General features: G+C 66.4%; 18 protein-coding genes. 12 read left to right on the plus strand and 6 right to left on the minus strand.

Annotated elements, in window-relative coordinates:
- The first annotated feature begins 5 nt into the window (after positions 1 to 5).
- The 4 genes from HPT29_RS19330 (at position 6) to HPT29_RS19345 (ending at position 2,781) form a co-directional block, all read left to right on the plus strand.
- The gene (locus HPT29_RS19330; RefSeq protein WP_173946193.1) at positions 6 to 596 is read left to right on the plus strand and encodes a cytochrome c oxidase assembly protein; all 591 of its coding nucleotides are present in this window, start codon (positions 6 to 8) and stop codon (positions 594 to 596) included.
- Positions 597 to 664: 68 nt separating this feature from the next.
- A complete protein-coding gene (locus HPT29_RS19335) occupies positions 665 to 1,528 on the plus strand; it encodes a cytochrome c oxidase subunit 3 (protein ID WP_173946194.1) in 864 nt (287 codons plus the stop codon).
- 120 nt (positions 1,529 to 1,648) lie between these two features.
- Positions 1,649 to 2,017 (plus strand): DUF983 domain-containing protein, encoded by a 369-nt coding sequence (locus tag HPT29_RS19340; protein WP_173946195.1) that lies wholly within the window; start codon positions 1,649 to 1,651, stop codon positions 2,015 to 2,017.
- On the plus strand, positions 2,017 to 2,781 hold the full coding sequence (locus HPT29_RS19345) for an SURF1 family protein (RefSeq protein ID WP_173946196.1): 765 nt from the start codon (positions 2,017 to 2,019) through the stop codon (positions 2,779 to 2,781). The genes HPT29_RS19340 and HPT29_RS19345 overlap by 1 nt, the downstream gene beginning before the upstream one ends.
- Here the strand turns inward: HPT29_RS19345 and HPT29_RS19350 are convergent.
- On the minus strand, positions 2,764 to 3,120 hold the full coding sequence (locus HPT29_RS19350; protein ID WP_173946197.1) for a hypothetical protein: 357 nt from the start codon (positions 3,118 to 3,120) through the stop codon (positions 2,764 to 2,766). The genes HPT29_RS19345 and HPT29_RS19350 overlap by 18 nt on opposite strands.
- A 138-nt stretch (positions 3,121 to 3,258) precedes the next feature.
- Between HPT29_RS19350 and thrC the strand changes: the two genes are divergently transcribed.
- The 3 genes from thrC (at position 3,259) to HPT29_RS19365 (ending at position 9,035) form a co-directional block, all read left to right on the plus strand.
- Entirely contained in the window at positions 3,259 to 4,674 is a 1,416-nt protein-coding gene (thrC, locus tag HPT29_RS19355) for a threonine synthase (protein ID WP_173946198.1), read from the plus strand.
- Positions 4,671 to 5,954: a M16 family metallopeptidase gene (locus tag HPT29_RS19360; protein WP_173946199.1), complete on the plus strand. Its 1,284-nt coding sequence runs from the start codon at positions 4,671 to 4,673 to the stop codon at positions 5,952 to 5,954. Before thrC ends, HPT29_RS19360 begins: the two co-directional genes overlap by 4 nt.
- Before the next feature lie 201 nt (positions 5,955 to 6,155).
- The gene (locus tag HPT29_RS19365; RefSeq protein WP_173946200.1) at positions 6,156 to 9,035 is read left to right on the plus strand and encodes an EAL domain-containing protein; all 2,880 of its coding nucleotides are present in this window, start codon (positions 6,156 to 6,158) and stop codon (positions 9,033 to 9,035) included.
- Between the two features lie 87 nt (positions 9,036 to 9,122).
- On the opposite strand, the gene HPT29_RS19370 is transcribed toward HPT29_RS19365, so the two are convergent.
- Entirely contained in the window at positions 9,123 to 9,734 is a 612-nt protein-coding gene (locus tag HPT29_RS19370; protein WP_173946201.1) for a YqgE/AlgH family protein, read from the minus strand.
- A 106-nt stretch (positions 9,735 to 9,840) separates the two neighbouring features.
- Between HPT29_RS19370 and HPT29_RS19375 the strand changes: the two genes are divergently transcribed.
- Both HPT29_RS19375 and HPT29_RS19380 read left to right on the plus strand, forming a co-directional pair.
- Positions 9,841 to 10,668 (plus strand): protein-disulfide reductase DsbD domain-containing protein, encoded by an 828-nt coding sequence (locus tag HPT29_RS19375; protein ID WP_173946202.1) that lies wholly within the window; start codon positions 9,841 to 9,843, stop codon positions 10,666 to 10,668.
- 41 nt (positions 10,669 to 10,709) lie between these two features.
- Positions 10,710 to 11,192, plus strand: coding sequence for a peroxiredoxin (locus HPT29_RS19380; protein ID WP_173946203.1), 483 nt, complete (start codon positions 10,710 to 10,712; stop codon positions 11,190 to 11,192).
- Between the two features lie 161 nt (positions 11,193 to 11,353).
- On the opposite strand, the gene rnhA is transcribed toward HPT29_RS19380, so the two are convergent.
- Genes rnhA through ispH form a run of 3 tightly spaced genes read right to left on the minus strand, consistent with a single transcriptional unit; the run spans position 11,354 to position 13,746 of the window.
- Positions 11,354 to 11,821, minus strand: a complete 468-nt coding sequence (gene rnhA, locus HPT29_RS19385) for a ribonuclease HI (protein WP_173946204.1) — start codon at positions 11,819 to 11,821, stop codon at positions 11,354 to 11,356.
- Positions 11,818 to 12,783 carry a homoserine kinase gene (locus HPT29_RS19390; RefSeq protein ID WP_173946205.1) on the minus strand — a complete coding sequence of 322 codons (966 nt, stop codon included), beginning with the start codon at positions 12,781 to 12,783 and terminating at the stop codon, positions 11,818 to 11,820. The genes rnhA and HPT29_RS19390 overlap by 4 nt, the downstream gene beginning before the upstream one ends.
- A 3-nt stretch (positions 12,784 to 12,786) precedes the next feature.
- A complete protein-coding gene (gene ispH / locus HPT29_RS19395) occupies positions 12,787 to 13,746 on the minus strand; it encodes a 4-hydroxy-3-methylbut-2-enyl diphosphate reductase (RefSeq protein ID WP_173946206.1) in 960 nt (319 codons plus the stop codon).
- 340 nt (positions 13,747 to 14,086) lie between these two features.
- On the opposite strand from ispH, the gene HPT29_RS19400 reads away from it, so the two are divergent.
- From HPT29_RS19400 to HPT29_RS19410, 3 genes are all read left to right on the plus strand, one after another.
- The gene (locus HPT29_RS19400) at positions 14,087 to 15,934 is read left to right on the plus strand and encodes a monovalent cation:proton antiporter-2 (CPA2) family protein (RefSeq protein ID WP_173946207.1); all 1,848 of its coding nucleotides are present in this window, start codon (positions 14,087 to 14,089) and stop codon (positions 15,932 to 15,934) included.
- A gap of 32 nt (positions 15,935 to 15,966) precedes the next feature.
- Positions 15,967 to 17,316, plus strand: a complete 1,350-nt coding sequence (locus HPT29_RS19405) for an MATE family efflux transporter (RefSeq protein WP_173946208.1) — start codon at positions 15,967 to 15,969, stop codon at positions 17,314 to 17,316.
- 93 nt (positions 17,317 to 17,409) lie between these two features.
- Positions 17,410 to 18,147, plus strand: a complete 738-nt coding sequence (locus tag HPT29_RS19410; protein ID WP_173946209.1) for a DUF937 domain-containing protein — start codon at positions 17,410 to 17,412, stop codon at positions 18,145 to 18,147.
- Here the strand turns inward: HPT29_RS19410 and HPT29_RS19415 are convergent.
- The gene (locus tag HPT29_RS19415; RefSeq protein WP_173946210.1) at positions 18,144 to 18,470 is read right to left on the minus strand and encodes a DUF1127 domain-containing protein; all 327 of its coding nucleotides are present in this window, start codon (positions 18,468 to 18,470) and stop codon (positions 18,144 to 18,146) included. The two genes, HPT29_RS19410 and HPT29_RS19415, sit on opposite strands and share 4 nt — an antisense overlap.
- Positions 18,471 to 18,813 lie beyond the last annotated feature (343 nt).

An 18,813-nucleotide genomic window follows, 5' to 3' on the forward strand; every position in this document is an offset into this window, starting at 1 on the left:
CTCCCATGGCAGAAACCACCAACCTCCAGCGCAAGATGCACCGCACGGCCTTCGCGTGCGTCGGTGTCGCCGTCGGAATGGTCGGCCTCGCCTATGCGTCCGTGCCGCTCTACGATCTCTTCTGCAAGGTCACCGGCTTCGGCGGCACGCCGATCGTGCGCGACGCCAACGGCTCTGAGGTCATGGACCGGACGATCGCCGTCCGCTTCGACTCCAACGTCGCGCCCGGCCTGAGCTGGCGCTTCGCGCCGGAAAAGCCCGAAGTCACGGTTAGGCTCGGCGAGACCACGACGGTCTACTACAAGGTCACCAACACCGGCGACAGGCCGAGCACGGGCATCGCGACGTACAACGTGCAGCCCGATCTCGCCGGCACCTACTTTTCCAAGCTCGAATGCTTCTGCTTCACGGAGCAGACCCTGCAGCCGGGCGAGACCCTGGAATCCGCGGTCGTGTTCTACGTCGATCCCCGCCTCGTGCAGGACAACGACGTGAAGGACCTGACCTCCCTCACCCTCTCCTACACCTACTTCCCCTCCAAGGGGGGCAAGCCGGTGGCGGAGGTGACATCTTCCACCAAACCCATCGCTCAATAAGGGACGTGACAACTTAAGCGGAAACGTCTTAAAGCGAGTTCACATTCGAGGCACGGAGACGACACGAAATGGCCGAGGCCCACGCCAAGAACCACGACTACCACATTCTTGAACCGAGCCCGTGGCCGCTCGTCGGCGCGGTCAGCGCCTTCCTGATGGCGTCCGGGTTCGTGACATGGTGGAAGGACATCGCCATCGCCGGGATGCATCTCGGCCCCTTCATCTTCGGCGCCGGCATCATCGGCGTGCTCTACACCATGCTGAGCTGGTGGACCGACGTGGTGAAGGAAGCCAACACCGGCTTCCACACTCGCGTGGTGCAGCTCCACCACCGCTACGGCATGATCATGTTCATCGCCTCCGAGGTGATGTTCTTCGCGGCCTGGTTCTGGGCTTATTTCGATGCCGCCCTCTACGCCGGCGATCCTCAGCTCTATGCGCGGGTCGAGGCGCTCGGCGGCGTATGGCCGCCCAAGGGCATCGAAACCTTCGATCCCTGGCACCTGCCTCTCCTCAACACCCTGATCCTGCTCACCTCCGGCACCACGGTCACCTGGGCGCACCACGCGCTCCTGGAGAACGACCGCCAGGGCCTCAAGGCGGGCCTGTGGCTCACGGTACTCCTGGGTGCAATCTTCACCTGCGTTCAGGCCTACGAGTACAGCCACGCCACCTTCGGGTTCAAAGGCAACATCTACGGCGCCACCTTCTTCATGGCGACGGGCTTCCACGGCGCGCACGTGATCATCGGCACGATCTTCCTCGCCGTCTGCCTGCTGCGCGCCTATCGCGGCGACTTCACGCCCAAGCAGCACCTCGGCTTCGAGTTCGCGGCCTGGTACTGGCACTTCGTCGACGTGGTGTGGCTCTTCCTCTTCGCGGCCATCTACGTGTGGGGCTACGGCGGCGCGGTCGCCGGCGGCGGCCACTGAAACCGCTCATTGCAGCATGATCGAGCAGGGGCGGCTCTCAAGGCCGCCCTTCGCTTTTTGAGCCCTCCCGGCACCAACGCCCGGGGAGTTCGTTGACCGGCAACCCTTTGGAGAAACGCCGTGGCCCATGACCCGTCCGCCCCCTCGCCCATCCTCACCGGCCTCAAGGGCCTGTGCCCGCGTTGCGGCAAAGGGCATCTCTTCCAGGGCTACCTGAGGGTTCGGCCGAAATGCGAGGCCTGCGGCCTCGACCTCGCCTTCGCCGATACGGGCGACGGCCCGGCTTTCTTCGTCATGTCCTTCGTCGGCATCGTGGTGGTGGCCCTCGCTCTCTGGGTGGAGTTCACCTATGCCCCGCCGATCTGGCTCCACCTGGTCATGTGGACGGCCCTGAGCATCGTCCTGAGCCTCGTCCTCGTCCGGCCGCTCAAGGGCGTGCTGGTGAACCTGCAATACCACCACAAGGCCGAGGAAGGGCGCTTCCACTAGTGACTGCCTCGTCTCACAAGGGCCGCTCGCTGATCATCCCGGGGCTGGCGGCGCTCGTCGCGCTCGCCATTCTCGTCGGCCTCGGCACCTGGCAGCTCCAGCGCAAGGCCTGGAAGGAAGACCTGATCGCCCAGATCGAGGCCCGGGCCTATGGCGAGCCCGGCGCCATCGTGCCCGAGACCGACTGGACCGCATGGCGGGCGGACCAGGACGAGTTCCGCAAGGTGCGGGTGACCGGCGCCTTCCTGCATGAGTTCGAAGCCCCGGTCTACGGCCTCGCTCCCGGCGACCGCCAGGGCGCGCCGCTCCAGGGCTATTACCTGGTCACGCCCCTGAAGCTCGCCGGCGGGGCCATCGTGATGGTCAACCGCGGCTTCGTGCCCATGGACCTGCGCGATCCGGCCCGTCGGCCCGGAAGCCAGCCCGCCGGCGAGGTGACACTCACCGGCCTCGTGCGGGCGCCCGAGGCCCGCAACACGTTCACGCCGAAGGACGATCCCGGCCGGAACCAGTGGTTCGCCCGCGACCCGCAGGCCATCGCGGCGGCCCATGGGCTCACGCGCGTCGCGCCGTTCCTGATCGACGCCGACGGGAGCCCCAACCCGGGCGGCTGGCCCCGGGGCGGCCTGACCCCGCTCACCCTGCCGAACAACCATCTCCAATATGCCGTCACCTGGTTCGGGATCGCCCTCACGCTGATCGGCGTCTTCACGGCCTTCGCCTGGCGGCGGCTGAAGGAGCCGGCCTCAGCCGAGCTGGAATAGGAAGAAGAGCCCAAACCCGAGGATGACGAACCCGGCACTGACGATCTTCGCGATGGAAAGGACCTTCAGCAGGACGCGCGCCTCCTCGCGGCGCTCGGCGCGTTCGGCCCGGCTCATGGTCTCCTGGGCCTTGATCTGCTCGGCGTAGAGCGAGGTCGTCATGACGTTGCTGGTGGCCCCGTCCTTCTCCAGTTCGATGCGCTGGGCCATGACCCCGATGACGAGGCCGAGGACGCCCAGGCCGAGGAAGCCGGCAACGAGATAAGCCGCCAGGACGGCCCCTGCCAGCACGGCCACCAGGATCGGCAGCAGGATCCAGTCGATTCGGGTCATGTGCATGGGACCACCCTCGCCGAAAGCCATGACCGCACCAGGATAGCAGAATCCGCCGACCAAGTCCGCCGGGTGCGGCCCGATGCGGCTTGCCGCAAGCGGCCGCTCCCCCTAATGTCCGGCCGAATTTCCAGGAGATCCACCGTGCTCCATGTCTCGACCCGGGGGGAAGCCCCGGCGCTCGGCTTCGCCGATGCCTTGCTGACCGGCCTCGCCCGGGACGGCGGGCTCTACCTGCCGGACCACTGGCCGGCCCTGTCCCCGGACACGATCCGGGGCTTTGCCGGCAAGCCCTATGGGGATGTCGCGAAGGCCGTGCTCGGCCCGCTGGTCGATGGCGACATTCCGGAGGCCGACCTCGGCCGCATGATCGACGAGTCCTACGCCTCCTTCCGTCACGCGGCCGTGTGCCCGCTGACCCAGATCGGCGACAATCTCTTCGTGCTCGAGCTGTTCCACGGTCCCACGCTCGCCTTCAAGGACGTGGCCATGCAGCTCCTCGGCCGGCTCATGGATCACGTGCTCAAGGCCCGCGGCGCCCGCGCGACCATCGTGGGCGCGACCTCGGGCGACACGGGCAGCGCCGCCGTCGAGGCGTTCAAGGGCCTCGATCAGGTCGATATCTTCATCCTCTACCCGCATGGGCGCGTCTCGGACGTGCAGCGGCGGCAGATGACCACGGTGGCCTCGCCGAACGTCCATGCGCTCGCCGTCGAGGGCACGTTCGACGATTGCCAGACCATGGTGAAGGGCATGTTCAACCATGCCCGCTTCCGCGACGAGCTGCAGCTCTCCGGCGTGAACTCGATCAACTGGGCCCGTGTCGCCGCGCAGGCGGTCTACTACTTCACCGCCGCCGTGGCGCTGGGCTCCCCTCACCGCCCGGTCTCGTTCTCGGTACCGACCGGCAATTTCGGCGACATCCTGGCCGCTTACGTGGCCAAGCGCATGGGCCTTCCCATCGACCGGCTGATGATCGGCACCAACGCCAACGATATCCTGGCCCGCACCCTCGGCTCCGGGTCCTACGAGATCAAGGGCGTCGAACCCACGACCTCGCCGTCCATGGACATCCAGATCTCGTCCAATTTCGAGCGCCTGCTGTTCGAGGCCTATGGCCGCGACGGCGGGGCGGTCCGCCGCCTCATGGCGAGCCTCGCCCAGTCACGCGCCTTCATGATTGAGGCCGGCCCTCTCGCCCGCATCCGCGAGGAGTTCTCGGCCAGGGCCGTGAACGAGGACCACGTGATGGCCGAGATGGCCGACACCTATCGCGCCACCGGCTACGTGCTCGATCCGCACAGCGCGGTCGGAACCCGGGCGGCGCGCACCCTGCTCGAGCGGGATCCCGCAACTCCCGTCGTGGCCCTGTCCACCGCGCATCCCGCCAAGTTCCCCGATGCGGTCGAGCGCGCCACGGGCCTTCGCCCCGCACTTCCGCCGCACATGGCTGATCTGATGGAGCGCAGGGAGAGCTTCACGGTTCTTCCCAACGACCAGGCTGCGGTCGAGCGCTTCATCCGCGAGCGCGCGCGGGCGGTCAAAGGCGCGGCCGCATGAACCAGCACTTCGTCCACGAGAAGCGGATCGAGATCACGACCCTGTCCAATGGCCTGATGGTCGCCACCGAGCGGATGCCCGCGATCGCCACGGCGACCCTGGGCGTGTGGGTCGGCACCGGCTCGCGGCATGAGCAGGCCCACGAGCACGGGCTCTCGCATCTCATCGAGCACATGGCCTTCAAGGGCACGGCCCGCCGCTCGGCGCGCCAGATCGCCGAGGACATCGAGAACGTCGGCGGCGACATCAATGCCGCCACCAGCGTCGAATACACGAGCTACACGGCCCGCGTTCTCGGCGAGAACGTGGATGTCGCGCTCGACGTGCTGGGCGACATCCTGATCAACTCCGCGTTCGATGGGGGCGAGCTCGCGCGCGAAAAGGGCGTGATCCTGCAGGAATACGCGGCCGTCGAGGACACGCCCGACGACCTGATCTACGACGCCTTCATGGAAACGGCATTCCCGAACCAGGCGGTCGGGCGGCCGATCCTCGGCACGCCGGAGACGATCAGGAGCTTCGACGAGGCGGCGATCCGCGCCTTCCTGGCCCGCGAATACACGCCGGGCAAGATGGTGCTGGCCGCGGCCGGCGACGTGGAGCACAGCCAGATCGTCGACCTGGCGGAACGCCTGTTCGGCGGGATGCCGGCGGTTGCTCCGCGCCAGCCGGAACAGGGGCGCTACGCGGGCGGCGAGAGGCGGATTTCGCGCAAGCTCGAACAGGCCAACCTGGTGCTCGGCCTGCCCGGCCTCTCGTTCAAGGACCCCGGCTATTACGCGGTCCATCTCTTCGCCCACATGCTAGGCGGCGGCCTCACTTCGCGCCTGTGGCACGAGGTCCGCGAGACCCGCGGCCTCGCCTATTCGATCGACTCCTTCCACTGGCCGTTTTCCGATTGTGGACTCTTCGGCATCGGAGCCGGAACGGCGGGCTCGGACGTGCGCGAGCTCATGGACGTGACGCTCGCCTGCATGGCGCAGGCGACCCGCGACATCAGCGAGATCGAGCTCGTCCGCGCCAAGGCGCAGATGAAGGTCGCCCTCCTGACGGCCCTGGAGACACCGGGCGGCCGGATCGAGCGCGTCGCCCGCCAGCTCCTGTCCTGGGGCCGCGTGGTGGCGAGCGAGGAGATCATCAGGAAGGTCGATGCCCTCGATGTCGAGCATGTCCGCGATGCCGGACGCCGGCTTCTGCAGGGAGCCCCGACCCTGGCGGCAATAGGCCCCATCAAGGAGCTGTCCTCCCTGGACGAGATCGCCGCAGCGCTGCGGACCTGAATTTTTTAGCCGGACCTTCCCCATGGTCACGGCTAATTCTCCTCAATCCCGCCGCAAACTGGCCTCATGGCCACATAGTAACGATAACAAACGAGTCCTGCGGACAAGTGACGGGCCCCTCCGGCCCCAGCTTGCTCTCAAGGCTCCTGACCGGTACCAATCCTGTTCCACTGTTTTAGTACCGGACGAAAGACCGAAGCATTGCGGATCGTATCTTTCGCCATAACCCTTCTTTTGGCGGCATTCCTGGGGCTGGCCTTTCCGTCGTCCGGCTGGGCGGTCGAATCCGTTCGCGTCGATCCCAAGATGAAGGCCATTGATCTCACCCCGGCCATCGAGCGCTACAACTCGGACGGGGACGAGATCAGGATTTCCACGGCGCCGGGGCGCGACGGCATCGTCCGGCGCATCGCCGTGAAGGCGCGCGAGGCCGGAACCCGGCCCGACTGGATCGTCTTCGCGCTCACCAACGACACCGACGAGCAGGTCGACCGCCTTCTGGTCGCGCCGCATTTCCGCCTGACCGGCTCCGGCGTTCTCTGGCCGGATCTGGGCGCGACCCGGATCGCCGCGATCACCGCGAGCCAGGGCATCCGGCCCGACCGGGACGACAGCGCGGATGCGGACATCTTCCTCATCACCCTCGATCCGGGCACGACCGTCACCTTCGTGGCGGAGCTGCGCTCCAACAATCTGCCCCAGCTCCACCTGTGGGACGCCAACGCCTACAAGGACCGGGTCAACGGGCTGACCCTCTACAAGGGCATCATCATCGGCATCGCGGGCCTGCTGGCCCTGTTCCTGACCATCGTGTTCGTGGTGAAGGGGGCCTTGATCTTCCCGGCCGCCGCCGCCCTGGCCTGGGCGGTGCTGGCTTATGCGTGCATCGATTTCGGCTTCTTCCAACGCATCTTCCCGATCAGCGAAGCGACCGAGCAGGTCTATCGCGCCGGCGCGGAGGCGGTGCTCTCGGCGACGCTGCTCGTCTTCCTCTTCGCCTACCTCAATCTCAACCGCTGGCACGTGCGCTACAGCCACGTGACCGCCTTCTGGCTGCTGTTCCTCGGGGCCATGGTGGCGCTGGCCATCGTCGATCCGCCGGTGGCCTCGGGCGTCGCCCGCATGTCGATCGCGGCCGTCGCCGGCATCGGCTTCGTCCTCGTGATCCATCTGGCCACGCACGGCTACGACCGCGCGGTGATGCTCGTCCCCACGTGGCTCCTCCTGGTCGCCTGGGTGACGGCCGCGAGCTTCACGGTCGTCGGCCAGCTCACGTCGGACCTCGTTCCCCCGGCCCTCGTCGGCGGCCTCGTTCTCGTCGTCATGCTCATCGGCTTCACGGTCATGCAGCACGCCTTCGCGGGCGGTGCCTTCACGCGCGGCTTCGTGAACGACACGGAACGCCGGGCCCTGGCCCTGACCGGCGCCGGCGACATCGTGTTCGACTGGGACGTGGTCTCCGACAACATCTTCGTCAGCCCCGAGGTCGAGCATCAGCTCGGATTGAAGCGCGGCTCGCTCGAAGGACCCGCCTCCGCCTGGTTCGACCTGATCCATCCCTTCGACAAGGACCGCTACCGGCTCGCCCTCGATGCGGTGATCGAGCAGCGCCGCGGCCGGCTGACCCAGGATTTCCGCCTGCGCTCGGCGTCCGGCGCGCACAATTGGTATCGCCTGAAGGCGCGGCCCGTGATCGGCTCGGACGGCGAGGTGCTGCGCATCGTCGGGACCCTGGCCGACGTCATGGACAGCAAGACCGCCGAAGAGCGCCTGCTCTACGACGCGGTGCACGACAACCTGACGAGTCTGCCGAACCGGCAGCTCTTCTACGACCGGCTGGAGGCCGCCCTCACCTTCGCCGGCCAGGACGATGCCTTGCGTCCCACCGTGCTCGTCGTCGACATCGACAAACTGAAGGACGCGAACGCGACGGCGGGATACGCGGCCGGCGACTCGGTGCTGCTCACCCTCTCCCGCCGCCTGAGCCGCCTGCTCAAGCCGCAGGACACGCTCGCGCGCATCTCGGGCGACGAGTTCGCCATCATCCTGCTCTCCGAGCGCGAACCCGACCGCATCATTTCCTTCGCCGACATGGTCAGGCGCGTCGTGACCACGCCGTTCACCTATGCGGAGCGCGAGATCTTCCTCACCGCGTCCATCGGTATCGCCCTCTACGATCCGCAGATCGCGGCGCGGCGCGAGGAGGTGCTGCGCAACGCCGAGATCGCCATGGCCCATGCGCGGCGCCACGGCGGCGACCGGATCGAGGTGTTCCGGCCGACCATGCGCTCGGACCGCAGCGACCATTTCACCATGGAGACGGACTTGCGCCACGCGCTCGACCGCAACGAGATGCGCGTGCTGTTCAAGCCCATCGTGCGCCTGGAGGACAGGACCATCGCGGGCTTCGAATCGATGCTGCGCTGGGACCATCCGCGTCTCGGACGGATCGGGCCCGAAGACTTCATGTCGATCGCCGAGGAGACTGGGCTGATCATCAAGCTCAGCGTCTTCCTGCTGGAGCAGACGGGCCGCGAGCTCGCCGCCTGGCAGAACGCCCTCGAGGTCGAGCCGCCGATCTTCGCCAGCGTCAACATGTCGAGCCATCACCTGCTGCGCCACGACCTGCTGCAGGACGTGAAATCGGTCGTGGCCCGCACGGGGGTCGTTCCCGGCACGCTCAAGATCGAGATGACCGAGAGCCTCGTGATGGAGAATCCGGAATATTCCGCCCAGATGCTCACGCGCCTGCGCGATCTCGGAGCGGGCCTCTCGCTCGATGATTTCGGGACCGGCTACTCCGCCCTCTCCTACCTGCAGCGATTCCCGTTCGATACGATCAAGGTGGACGAGTCCTTCGTGCGCCTGATGGGCTCCGGCAAGCCGGTCATCCTGCGCTCCATCGTCAAGATGGCCCATGAGCTCGGCATGGAGATCGTGGCCGAGGGGGCGGAAAGCGAATCGGAGGTGATCGAGCTCTACCAGCTCGGGTGCGAATACGCCCAGGGACCGGTCTTCGGAGAGCCGATGTCGACCCTGCAGGCCCGCCAGCTCGTCGGCGCGGCCCCGGCGGCGGCGTAAGAAACCGTCGCCCTAGAGCATCGAGCCGATGCTCTTCGTCTTGGCCGGCGCATCGTTCGGGGCGGACCCGGAGGGCCGCACGACGCGCTAGGCGTGGCCGGTTTCCATCGACAGCATGGCGGGTTCGATCCCGATCCGGCGCAGGGCCATCTCGTAGCGCAGGTCGGCCGCGGTGTTGAAGACGAGCTCCGCGTCGGCCGGGCAGTTGAGCCAGCCGTTGGCCTGCAGCTCCATCTCGAGCTGCCCGGCGCCCCAGCCTGCATAGCCCAAGGCCAGCACCGCGTTCTCCGGCCCGTCGCCCCGGGCGATGGCGCGCAGGATATCAATGGTCGCGGTGAGGCAGATGCTGTCGTCGATGGGCAGGGTCGATTGGGCGAGGTGGAAGTCCGGGGAATGGAGAACGAAGCCCCGGCTTGTCTCCACGGGCCCCCCCATCAGCACCTGCATGGAGCCCACCTTCTGCGGCAGCCGGATGCGATCCGGCTCGGGAAGGATCTCGAGCTGCACCAGCAGGTCCGGCATGTTCAGGTTTGCGGCCGGCCGGTTGAGGACGATCCCCATCGCGCCTTCGGCCGAATGGGCGCAGATGTAGATGACCGACCGCGCGAAGCGCTCGTCCATCATGCCCGGCATGGCCACGAGGACCTGCCCGTCCAGGTAAGGGGATCCGGTGTCGTAGGAAGGAAGGAAAGAGCCCATATGCTAAATTCTGCCTTGCCGGACCCAAGCCCCCGATCACAGGATCGTGGATGGCGGGCCCGAAGATAAATGCATAAGGGAAGCGCGTCAGGGAGGTGTCAGTTCCATGGCATTCATGTTCCGCACCGTTTCGGTCGCGATTTTTTTGTTCTTGTCCGTCACCGCCATCGCCGCACAGCCCGCCAAGCAACCCGCCTCGTCCCAGGGCTTCCATTCCCGCGCCCGCCTGATCTCCGGGGGGCAGCAGGGGGACGTCTGGCTTGCCGGGATCGAAATCGCCCTCGACCCGGGCTTCAAGACCTACTGGCGCAATCCGGGCGATTCCGGCCTGCCGCCCCGTTTCGACTGGACCGGCTCCGAGAACGTGGCCGGCACCGAGATCCGCTATCCCGCCCCCACCCGGCACGAGGATGCCGCGGGCGTGGCCTATGTCTACGGCAAGAAGGTCGTGCTGCCCGTCCTGGTCAGGGCACAGGACAGGACCAAGCCGGTCAGGCTCGTCCTGGCGGCCGAATACGGGGTCTGCAAGGACATCTGCATTCCGGCCCGGGCCGATCTGAGCCTCGACCTCACCGCCGGCGGCCAGGACCGGGACGCCATCGAGGCGGCTATCGCGAAGGTGCCGCGCCCGCAGCCTCTCGGAGCCCCGGCCGATCTGGCGGTGCTGTCCGTCGAGCCCGCGACGCGGGACAAGCCAGCCTATTCCGTTACGGTGCGTGCCCCGGAGGGCGCAAAGCCCTCCCTGTTCGCCGAGGGTCCGGAGAACTGGATCGTCTCGACCTCCCTGCCCGACCACGCGAACCGCTTCACGGTCACCGTCGAGGACAAGCCCAAGGAGGCCGCGGCGGCCGTCCCCCTGCGCCTGACGCTCGTGGCCGGGGGAAAGTCCGTCGAGACGGACGTGAGCCTCGACGGGAATGGGATGCCGCGCTAGGGATGGAGCATTCAACGGCATTCCTTCGGAGACATATGCCCATGCCCATCCAGGTTGGAGAACGCCTTCCCCAGGTCACCTTCCGCATCATGACCCCCGACGGGCCGGTCGCCAAGACGACCGACGACCTGTTCAAGGGCCGCAAGGTGGTTCTCGTCGCCGTGCCCGGCGCCTTCACGCCGACCTGCCATCGCAACCACCTGCCCGGCTACGTGCAGAAGAAGGACGAGATCCGGGCCAAGGGCGTGGATTCCATCCTCGTCACGTCGGTCAACGACGTCTTCGTGCTTGATGCCTGGAGCAAGGCCTCCGGGGCCGAGGGCATCGAGTTCCTGTCCGACGGCAATGGCGATTTCGCCAAGGCCATCGGCCTGTCCATGGACGGCTCGGGCTTCGGCCTCGGCACCCGCTCGCAGCGCTATTCGATGGTGGTCGACGACGGCGTGGTCCGGGCGATCAACGTGGAGGATGCCCCCTCCAAGGCGCAGCATTCCGGCGCCGAGAACATCATGAAGGATCTCTGATCCGTCTCCAGCAATGGATCGGACGTTCACCTCTCGTCATCACCGGCCTTGTGCCGGTGACCTCGATCGAAGAGACGCGGCGCTTTTCGCATCGGGATGGCCGGCACAGGGCCGGCCATGACGTGCCAGGCGGCAGGACCGGAGAGTGCCGCAACGGACGGTCAGACGCGCGCTCTGCGGCCCTGGCTCTTGAACGGCTTCATCGCCGCGACGGCGAGTTCGTCGACCCGGATGTTGGTCGGATCGTCCGCGTGCCCCTTGACCCAGTGCCAGGCCACGTCGTGCCGGGACGCGGCCGCGTCGAGTTCGCGCCAGAGATCCTCGTTCTTCACCGGCTTGTTGTCGGCGGTGCGCCAGCCGCGCCGCTTCCAGTTGTGCATCCATTGCGTGATGCCCTGGCGCACATACTGCGAATCCGTGAAGAGATCGACCGCGCAGGACCGCTTGAGGGCGTTCAGGCCCTCGATGGCCGCGCGGATCTCCATGCGGTTGTTGGTGGTGTGAGCCTCCCCGCCGGAGACCTCCTTCTCGCTGCCCTTGAAGAACAGGATCGCCGCCCAGCCGCCCGGCCCGGGATTTCCCGAGCAGGCGCCGTCCGTGTAGATCATCACGCGCTCCGCCCCGCTCATGCGCCGAGCCCGAGTTCGCGCGCATGCTTCACATGGCGGTGGAAGTTGAGCTTGCGGTCGTATTCCAGCGGGTCCTTCGGCTTCACCAGGGCACCCGGCGGCACGTTGAGCCAGTCGACCAGGCGGGTCAGCATGAAGCGCATGGCGGAGCCCCGGCAGAGGATCGGCAGGGCCTCGACCTCGTCCGGCTCCAGGCGCCGCACCGACTGGTAGCCCGCCAGCATCGCCCGACCCTTGGTCAGGTTGAACGAGGCATCGATCTCGAAGCACCAGGCATTGAGGCAGATCGCGACGTCGTACGCGAAGGCGTCCGTGCAGGCGAAGTAGAAATCGATCAGCCCCGACACCTCGGACCCGATGAAGAACACGTTGTCGGTGAACAGATCCGCATGGATGATCCCGGACGGCAGGTCGTGGGGCCAGGCGTCCGCGAGGCTTGCGAGCTCGCGCCGCGTGCGCTCGGCGAGGCCGATCGAGACCGTGTCGGCCTGAGCCTCGGCCTGGGCGAAGAGCGGCGCCCATGCCTCCAGCGAGAGGGCGTTGGGCCGCCGCATCGTGAAGTCCTGCCCGGCCAGATGCAGCTTCGCCAGGGCGGCACCGAGCGCACCGCAATGCTGCGCCGTGGGACGGCGGATCGCGATGCCTTCGAGAAACGTGATGATCACGGCCGGACGACCGGCCACGCGCCCGAGGGGCTCGCCGCGGCGGTTGTTGACCGGCAACGGGCAGTTCAGCCCCCTCAGGGCCAGATGCTGCATGAGGCCGAGGAAGAAGGGCAGGTCGTCCTCCCGCACCCGCTTCTCGTAGAGGGTCAGGATGTAGGAGCCCTTCGTAGTGTGAAGGAAATAGTTGGTGTTCTCCACGCCCTCGGCGATGCCCTTGTAGGAGAGCACCGTACCGATGTCGTAGGTATCGAGGAAAGCCGACAGCTCCTCGTCGCTGACTTCCGTATAGACCGCCACCGCTTACTCCGCCGCCTGCTCACGAAGCTCGCGAGGCAAAGGAAAGAAAACGCTCTCGTCCGCCGTCGACACGCTCTCGACCGACACCTCGAAACGTTCCGCGAACGCATCGATGATCTCCTCGACCAGGATCTCGGGCGCCGACGCGCCGGCCGTGATGCCGAGACTGCGGATGTTCCCGAACAGGCTCCAGTCGATGTCCTCGGCCCGCAGGATCAGCCGGACCAGGGAGCAGCCTTCCCGCTCGGCCACCTCCCGCAGGCGCTGGGAATTGGAGGAATTGGGCGAGCCCACCACGATCATGGCATCGACCAGGGGCGCCACGCGCTTGACCGCGCCCTGTCGGTTGGTGGTGGCGTAGCAGATGTCTTCCTTGTGCGGGCCGACGATCGACGGGAACCGTGCCCTCAGGGCATCCACCATGTCCTGGGTGTCGTCGACCGAGAGGGTCGTCTGGGTGACGAAGGCCAGGTTGTCCGGGTCCGCAGGCTGCATCCGGGCGATGTCGTCCACGGTCTCCACCAGGGTGGCGGCCCCGTCGGGCAACTGGCCCATGGTGCCGATCACCTCCGGATGCCCCGCATGGCCGATCAGGATGATGTGGCGGCCCCGCTTGTAGTGGACTTGTGCCTCCCGGTGCACCTTGGTCACCAGCGGACAGGTGGCGTCGATCCCGAAGAGGCTGCGGGCGGCCGCCGCCTCCGGGACCGATTTGGGGACCCCGTGAGCCGAGAAGATCACCGGCGCCTTCGTGTCCGGGACCTCGTCGAGCTCCCGGACGAAGACCGCGCCCTTCCGCTTCAGGTTTTCCACGACGTATTTGTTGTGCACGATCTCATGGCGCACATAGACCGGCGCCCCATGGATCGCGAGCGCCTTCTCGACCGCATCAATGGCACGGACGACCCCGGCGCAGAAGCCGCGCGGGGCACAGAGCAGAATGTCGAGAGAAGGCCTGGTCATGATCTGGCGATGTGGCGAGACGAGACCCCTCCTGTCAAGCGGGAGCGACGCAGTTTCGCGGCGGACGTGACATCCTCTCCCGGCATGGCCGAGACAAGCCCGGCCATGCCGATGACGTTTCGACGTCATGGCCGGCCTTGTGCCGGCCATCTCGATACGGAAAAGGACAACATTCCAAACAATCGAGATCACCGGGCGAGCCCGGTCATGACGTGGCGGTTGGGAAACCGAACCTGTGCGGTGGGGCACGAAGCGGGGCCGTTCCCGTCAAGAATCGCTCGCACTTGGGCGTTGGAATCCCTAGAAAGGTGACACACCCCGTCACCTTCCCTGATCGCTCATGGCCTCCACCGCTTCCCACGTCAGCTTCCTTCCACCTATCCTGACCTTCTGCGGGGCGGCTGTCGTGGCCGTGCCCGTGTTCCGGCTCCTCGGTCTGAGCGCTGTCCTGGGCTATCTCGCGGCTGGCGTCGCGATCGGACCGTCGGGCCTGAGTCTGGTGGAGGATCCCCAGACCATCGCGACCGTCGCGGAATTGGGCGTGGTGCTGCTCCTGTTCATCATCGGGCTCGAGCTGAAGCTGTCCCATCTCTGGGAGATGAAGCGCGACATCTTCGGCCTCGGCTCGGCCCAGCTGACCGTGACGGCCCTCGTTCTCGGCGGAGCGGCTTACGCCATCGGGTTCTCGGCCGAGGCTTCCTTCGTCACGGGCGTGGCCGTCGCGCTCTCGGCCACGGCGATTGCGCTCCAGATGCTGGGCGAGCGGAACGACCTGCAGACGCCGTACGGCCAGCGCTCCTTCGCGATCCTGCTGTTCCAGGACCTCTCCGTCGTTCCGCTGCTTGCCGTTCTGCCGCTGCTCGCCTCCGGAGCGGCGGAGCAGGGCTCCCTCGTGGATCGCCTCCTGTCGGTCGGCGAGGCGCTGCTCGGGATCACCGCCGTCGTGCTGGTCGGCCGTTACGGCCTCAACCCCTTCTTTCGCATCCTCGCCCGCAGCGGCGCCCGCGAGGTCATGACCGCCTCCGCGCTTCTTGTTGTCCTCGGTGCCGCCCTGCTCATGCAGGAGGTTGGCCTCTCCATGGCGATGGGTGCCTTCCTGGCCGGATTGCTGCTCGCCGAGTCGAACTTTCGTCACCAGCTCGAAGCCGATATCGAGCCGTTCCGCGGTATGCTGCTAGGCCTGTTCTTCATGAGCGTGGGCATGTCCATCGACCTTGCCCTCGTGCGCGAGCAATGGCTGCTGCTCCTCATTGCGGCGCCTGCGGTGATCATCGGCAAAAGCCTTCTCATCGCAGTTCTGTCGAAGCTCTTCGGTGCCAGCTGGCGCGACGGGCTGCGTTCGGGCACGCTACTGTGCACGGCGGGCGAGTTCGCCTTCGTGCTGATCCCGGTTGCCACGGGGCTCGGGCTCATGTCTCCCGCGGAAGCGCAGCCGGTCACGGCGCTCGCCGCCATCACCATGCTGCTGGGCCCGCTCCTGTCGACCTTCGTCGAAAGAATGGTCGCCAAGCGCGGTGAGAGCGACGAGCAGCCGGATCTGCCCGGGCTCGCCGGCCTCGAAGGCGAGCTCGAAAGCCGCGTTCTCGTGATCGGCTTCGGCCGGTTCGGCCAGATCGTGAACCAGGTTCTGCTCGCGCAGGGCATCGAAGCAACGGTGATCGACAAGGATGTCGAGCGCATCCGCGACGCGGGCCGGTTCGGGCTTCAGGTCTATTACGGCGACGGAACCCGCCTCGACGTGCTGCGCGCGGCCGGTGCCGAGAAGGCCGAGATGATCTGCATCTGCATCGACGACCAGGAGGCGCTCATGAAGATCATCGAGATCATCCATGAGAACTTCCAGAACGCCCGCAGCTTCGTGCGCGCCTTCGATCGGATCCATGCGATCGAACTCATGAACCGGGATGTGGATTACCAGATCCGCGAGGTGTTCGAATCCGCGATCGTGTTCGGACGGGCGGCCCTCGAGGAGCTCGGCACTGAGCCGGAGGCGGCGGCGGCCGCAGCCAACGACGTGCGCAAGCGCGATATCGCGCGCCTCGTGCTGCAGAAAGAGGTGGGCAGCATGGGAGGAGCCGAGCTGGTGATGGGCGCCAGGATCACGCCCGAGCCGCTCACCGTTCCCACGAGCAAGGCCCGGGCTCTCAGCCCGGAGACGCGGGACATTCTCGGCGAAGGCGTGTCGTAATGGACGCGGAGCCCTCGGTAAAGAAGGTTGGCATGGCGGGCGAGCCCCCGCCACGCTTCGTGGTCGGCTCGACCATGCGCCACGTCCTGGTCATGACCGGAACGGCGTCGGTCGGTCTCATCGCGATCTTCATCGTCGACCTCGTGTCCCTGCTCTACATCTCATGGCTGAACGAGCCGAGCCTGACGGCCGGCGTGGGTCTCGCCACCGTGGTGATGTTCTTCACGATCTCGATCAACGTGGGCCTGATGATCCCCATCGGGGCTCTCGTCTCGCGCGCGCTGGGCGCACGCCGGCCGGACGATGCGCGCCGTCTCGCCACCTCGTGCTGCATCCTCATGGCGGCGGTCGCGACCGTCGTCAGCCTCGTCATCCTGCCCCTGCTGCCACTGATCCTGAGCGCGATCGGGGCAAGCGATCAGACCTACGAGGTGGCCCGCAACTTCCTTTGGATCACGCTGCCGACGAACGGCCTCATGGCCATCGGCATGGCGTTCTCCACCGTGCTGCGCGCAGCCGGCGATGCCAAGCGCAGCATGTACGCCACCCTGTCCGTGGCGGCCGTCACGGTGGTGCTCGATCCCATCCTCATCTTCGGTCTCGGCCTGAAGGCCAACGGCGCGGCGCTGACCATCGGCATCGCGCGCGTGGCGTATATCTATGTGAGCTTTCTCTATCTCACCCGCGCTCATCGTCTGCTCGGTAGGCCCGGCTGGGCGGCGCTGGCCACCGATGCGCGGCCGTTCTTCGCCATCGCGGTTCCGGCCATCCTCACCAACATCGCGGCGCCCGTCGCGAACGGCTTCTTCACGGGCGTGATGGCGCAGTTCGGCGATCAGGCGATCGCCGCCTCGGCGATCATCGATCGGGTCACGCCCGTGTCCTTCGCGGGAGTCTTCGCCCTGGCCGGGGCCATCGGGCCCGTGCTCGGGCAGAACTGGGGCGCTCAGCGCTATGACCGCATGAAGCAGACGCTCAAGGATGCACTGATCTTCATGACCGTCTATGTCTGCAGCATGTGGCTGATCCTGTTCCTCGTGCGGGTTCCGATCACCCAGGCGTTCAACGCGCCGCCGGCCACTGCCGAGATCGTTCAGTTCTTCTGCCAGCTCAGCGGTTTCATCTGGTTCTTCGTGAGCCTCGTCTTCGTGGCCAATGCGTCGTTCAACAATCTGGGCTATCCGCTCCTCTCCACCTTCTTCAACTGGGGGCGGGCGACACTGGGCATGATCCCGTTCGCGTATTTCGGCGCTCAGATCGGCGGCCCCAAGGGGGCCCTCCTGGGGATCGGAGCAGGATCCGTGGTGTTCGGGATCGCGGCCGTGATCACTGCGTTCTGGACAATCCGGCGCCTGGAGAGGCAAGCTGTCCGGGCCGTGTGACGGTCTGGGCGTGCCGGCATCGATCACGGGTTCGTTTTCGCCGATGGCCCCCTTGGGGCTGACCACGAGCGTTTCGTCAGCGAGGAGATTGCCATGTTCAATTGGTTCGATCTGATGCGCCAGGCTCAGACCAACGCAGCCCTGGCCACCCTCGCGCAGCAGTTCAACCTGTCGGGCGATCAGGCGCAGAAAACGATGGCCGCCTTCATGCCGGCCTTCGCCATGGGGCTCCAGCACGCGACCGCCTCCAACGACCCGGCCCGCCTCGTCCAATCCATGATGAGCGGCGCCTTTCAGAATTTCTGGCAGGCCGCCGGCAACTCCTTCTCGCCGCAGGCGCAACAGGAAGGACGGCGGCTGCTCGATCAGCTCTTCGGCTCCGACGAGGTCAGTCGCCGGGTGGCGCATCAGGCCGCCGATTACGCGGGCATCAGCACCGACACCATGCAGCAATTGTTCCCGATTCTCGCCGGCGTCATGGCCGGCGGCATGTCGCATTGGATGACCGCGCATGCGCAGGCTCTTCAATCCTTCGCGTCGGCCAAAGACCCCACGAAGGAGAAGCCGGGCGGCGCCAATCCCTGGGCGGACCTCTGGGCCGGGTGGATGACCGCAACGGCGCCCGAGAAGAAGCATGCCAACCCGTTCGAGGACATGATGGCAAGCGTTCTCAAGGCCCCCGGTCCGGAGGCCCCGAAGGAGGAACCTCCCGCCGCGTCTGCGTCCTTTGACGACATGATGGAAAAAGGACGCGAGATGCAATTGCAGTATCTCGCGTCCCTTCAGTCGATCTTCAGCGACGCTTGGCAGAGCCAGGACAGGAAGGCCTAAGCGAAGCGCTTGAGCGGCTTCACCACTGGAACCACGGGCCGGACCGGCCCTGCCGCAGGGGCGAGCCTTTCGGCGCGGGAATGTCGCTCGGCACTTCGAACCAACACCCATGACGGGTTGCGGGTGAGAGGCTCGTCGAGCGCGCCCATCACGTCGCCCCGGGTCAGCCCGATATCCGCCAGCATCCTGTCGTCGAACTCGGCGAGGTTCCTGACCTCCCGTCGGTGCTGCAGCGCCTTGACGAGATTCGTGAGCGCGCGGGCGAACAGCCCCAGAGCGGCCGTTCCTGAGAAGGTCATCGTCGATAATGCGGACCGGTTCATCGGAGGTCTCCTTGCTCTCACGTTCAGGTCATCGGCCTTGGAACGCCGTGGAACGGGCGTTCCAAGGCGTTCCAGGATGTTGCAGGGCGTTCCCGCCTGCTGCAGCACCCGTTCCAGGAGCGTTCCAGGGATTCGGGTTGGAACGTTTCAGGGCGTTCCAGAGCTCGTTCCAAGGGATGTTCCACGGCGTTCCACGACTTTCATGGAAGGACCTACCATCGGGCATCCAATCGAATCGTTGAATTTCCTGATTTGTTTCTCAGGATGTGAAAGGTTCTACCAGACGTCTTTCATCACTTGAAACGATTGTTTGAGATATGTATCATCAACATGATTGATGATG

This window comes from Microvirga terrae (genome assembly GCF_013307435.2).
In the GTDB taxonomy this organism is placed as follows: Bacteria; Pseudomonadota; Alphaproteobacteria; order Rhizobiales; family Beijerinckiaceae; genus Microvirga; species Microvirga terrae.

Coding starts and splice junctions, on each gene's coding strand:
- HPT29_RS19380 (WP_173946203.1), top strand. CDS start 10,710: ATGCCCATCCAGGTTGGAGAACGCCTTCCCCAGGTCACCTTCCGCATC.
- HPT29_RS19405 (WP_173946208.1), top strand. CDS start 15,967: ATGGCGGGCGAGCCCCCGCCACGCTTCGTGGTCGGCTCGACCATGCGC.
- HPT29_RS19415 (WP_173946210.1), bottom strand. CDS start 18,470: ATGAACCGGTCCGCATTATCGACGATGACCTTCTCAGGAACGGCCGCT.
- HPT29_RS19335 (WP_173946194.1), top strand. CDS start 665: ATGGCCGAGGCCCACGCCAAGAACCACGACTACCACATTCTTGAACCG.
- HPT29_RS19360 (WP_173946199.1), top strand. CDS start 4,671: ATGAACCAGCACTTCGTCCACGAGAAGCGGATCGAGATCACGACCCTG.
- HPT29_RS19330 (WP_173946193.1), top strand. CDS start 6: ATGGCAGAAACCACCAACCTCCAGCGCAAGATGCACCGCACGGCCTTC.
- HPT29_RS19370 (WP_173946201.1), bottom strand. CDS start 9,734: ATGGGCTCTTTCCTTCCTTCCTACGACACCGGATCCCCTTACCTGGAC.
- rnhA (WP_173946204.1), bottom strand. CDS start 11,821: ATGAGCGGGGCGGAGCGCGTGATGATCTACACGGACGGCGCCTGCTCG.
- HPT29_RS19400 (WP_173946207.1), top strand. CDS start 14,087: ATGGCCTCCACCGCTTCCCACGTCAGCTTCCTTCCACCTATCCTGACC.
- HPT29_RS19375 (WP_173946202.1), top strand. CDS start 9,841: ATGGCATTCATGTTCCGCACCGTTTCGGTCGCGATTTTTTTGTTCTTG.
- HPT29_RS19410 (WP_173946209.1), top strand. CDS start 17,410: ATGTTCAATTGGTTCGATCTGATGCGCCAGGCTCAGACCAACGCAGCC.
- ispH (WP_173946206.1), bottom strand. CDS start 13,746: ATGACCAGGCCTTCTCTCGACATTCTGCTCTGTGCCCCGCGCGGCTTC.
- HPT29_RS19350 (WP_173946197.1), bottom strand. CDS start 3,120: ATGCACATGACCCGAATCGACTGGATCCTGCTGCCGATCCTGGTGGCC.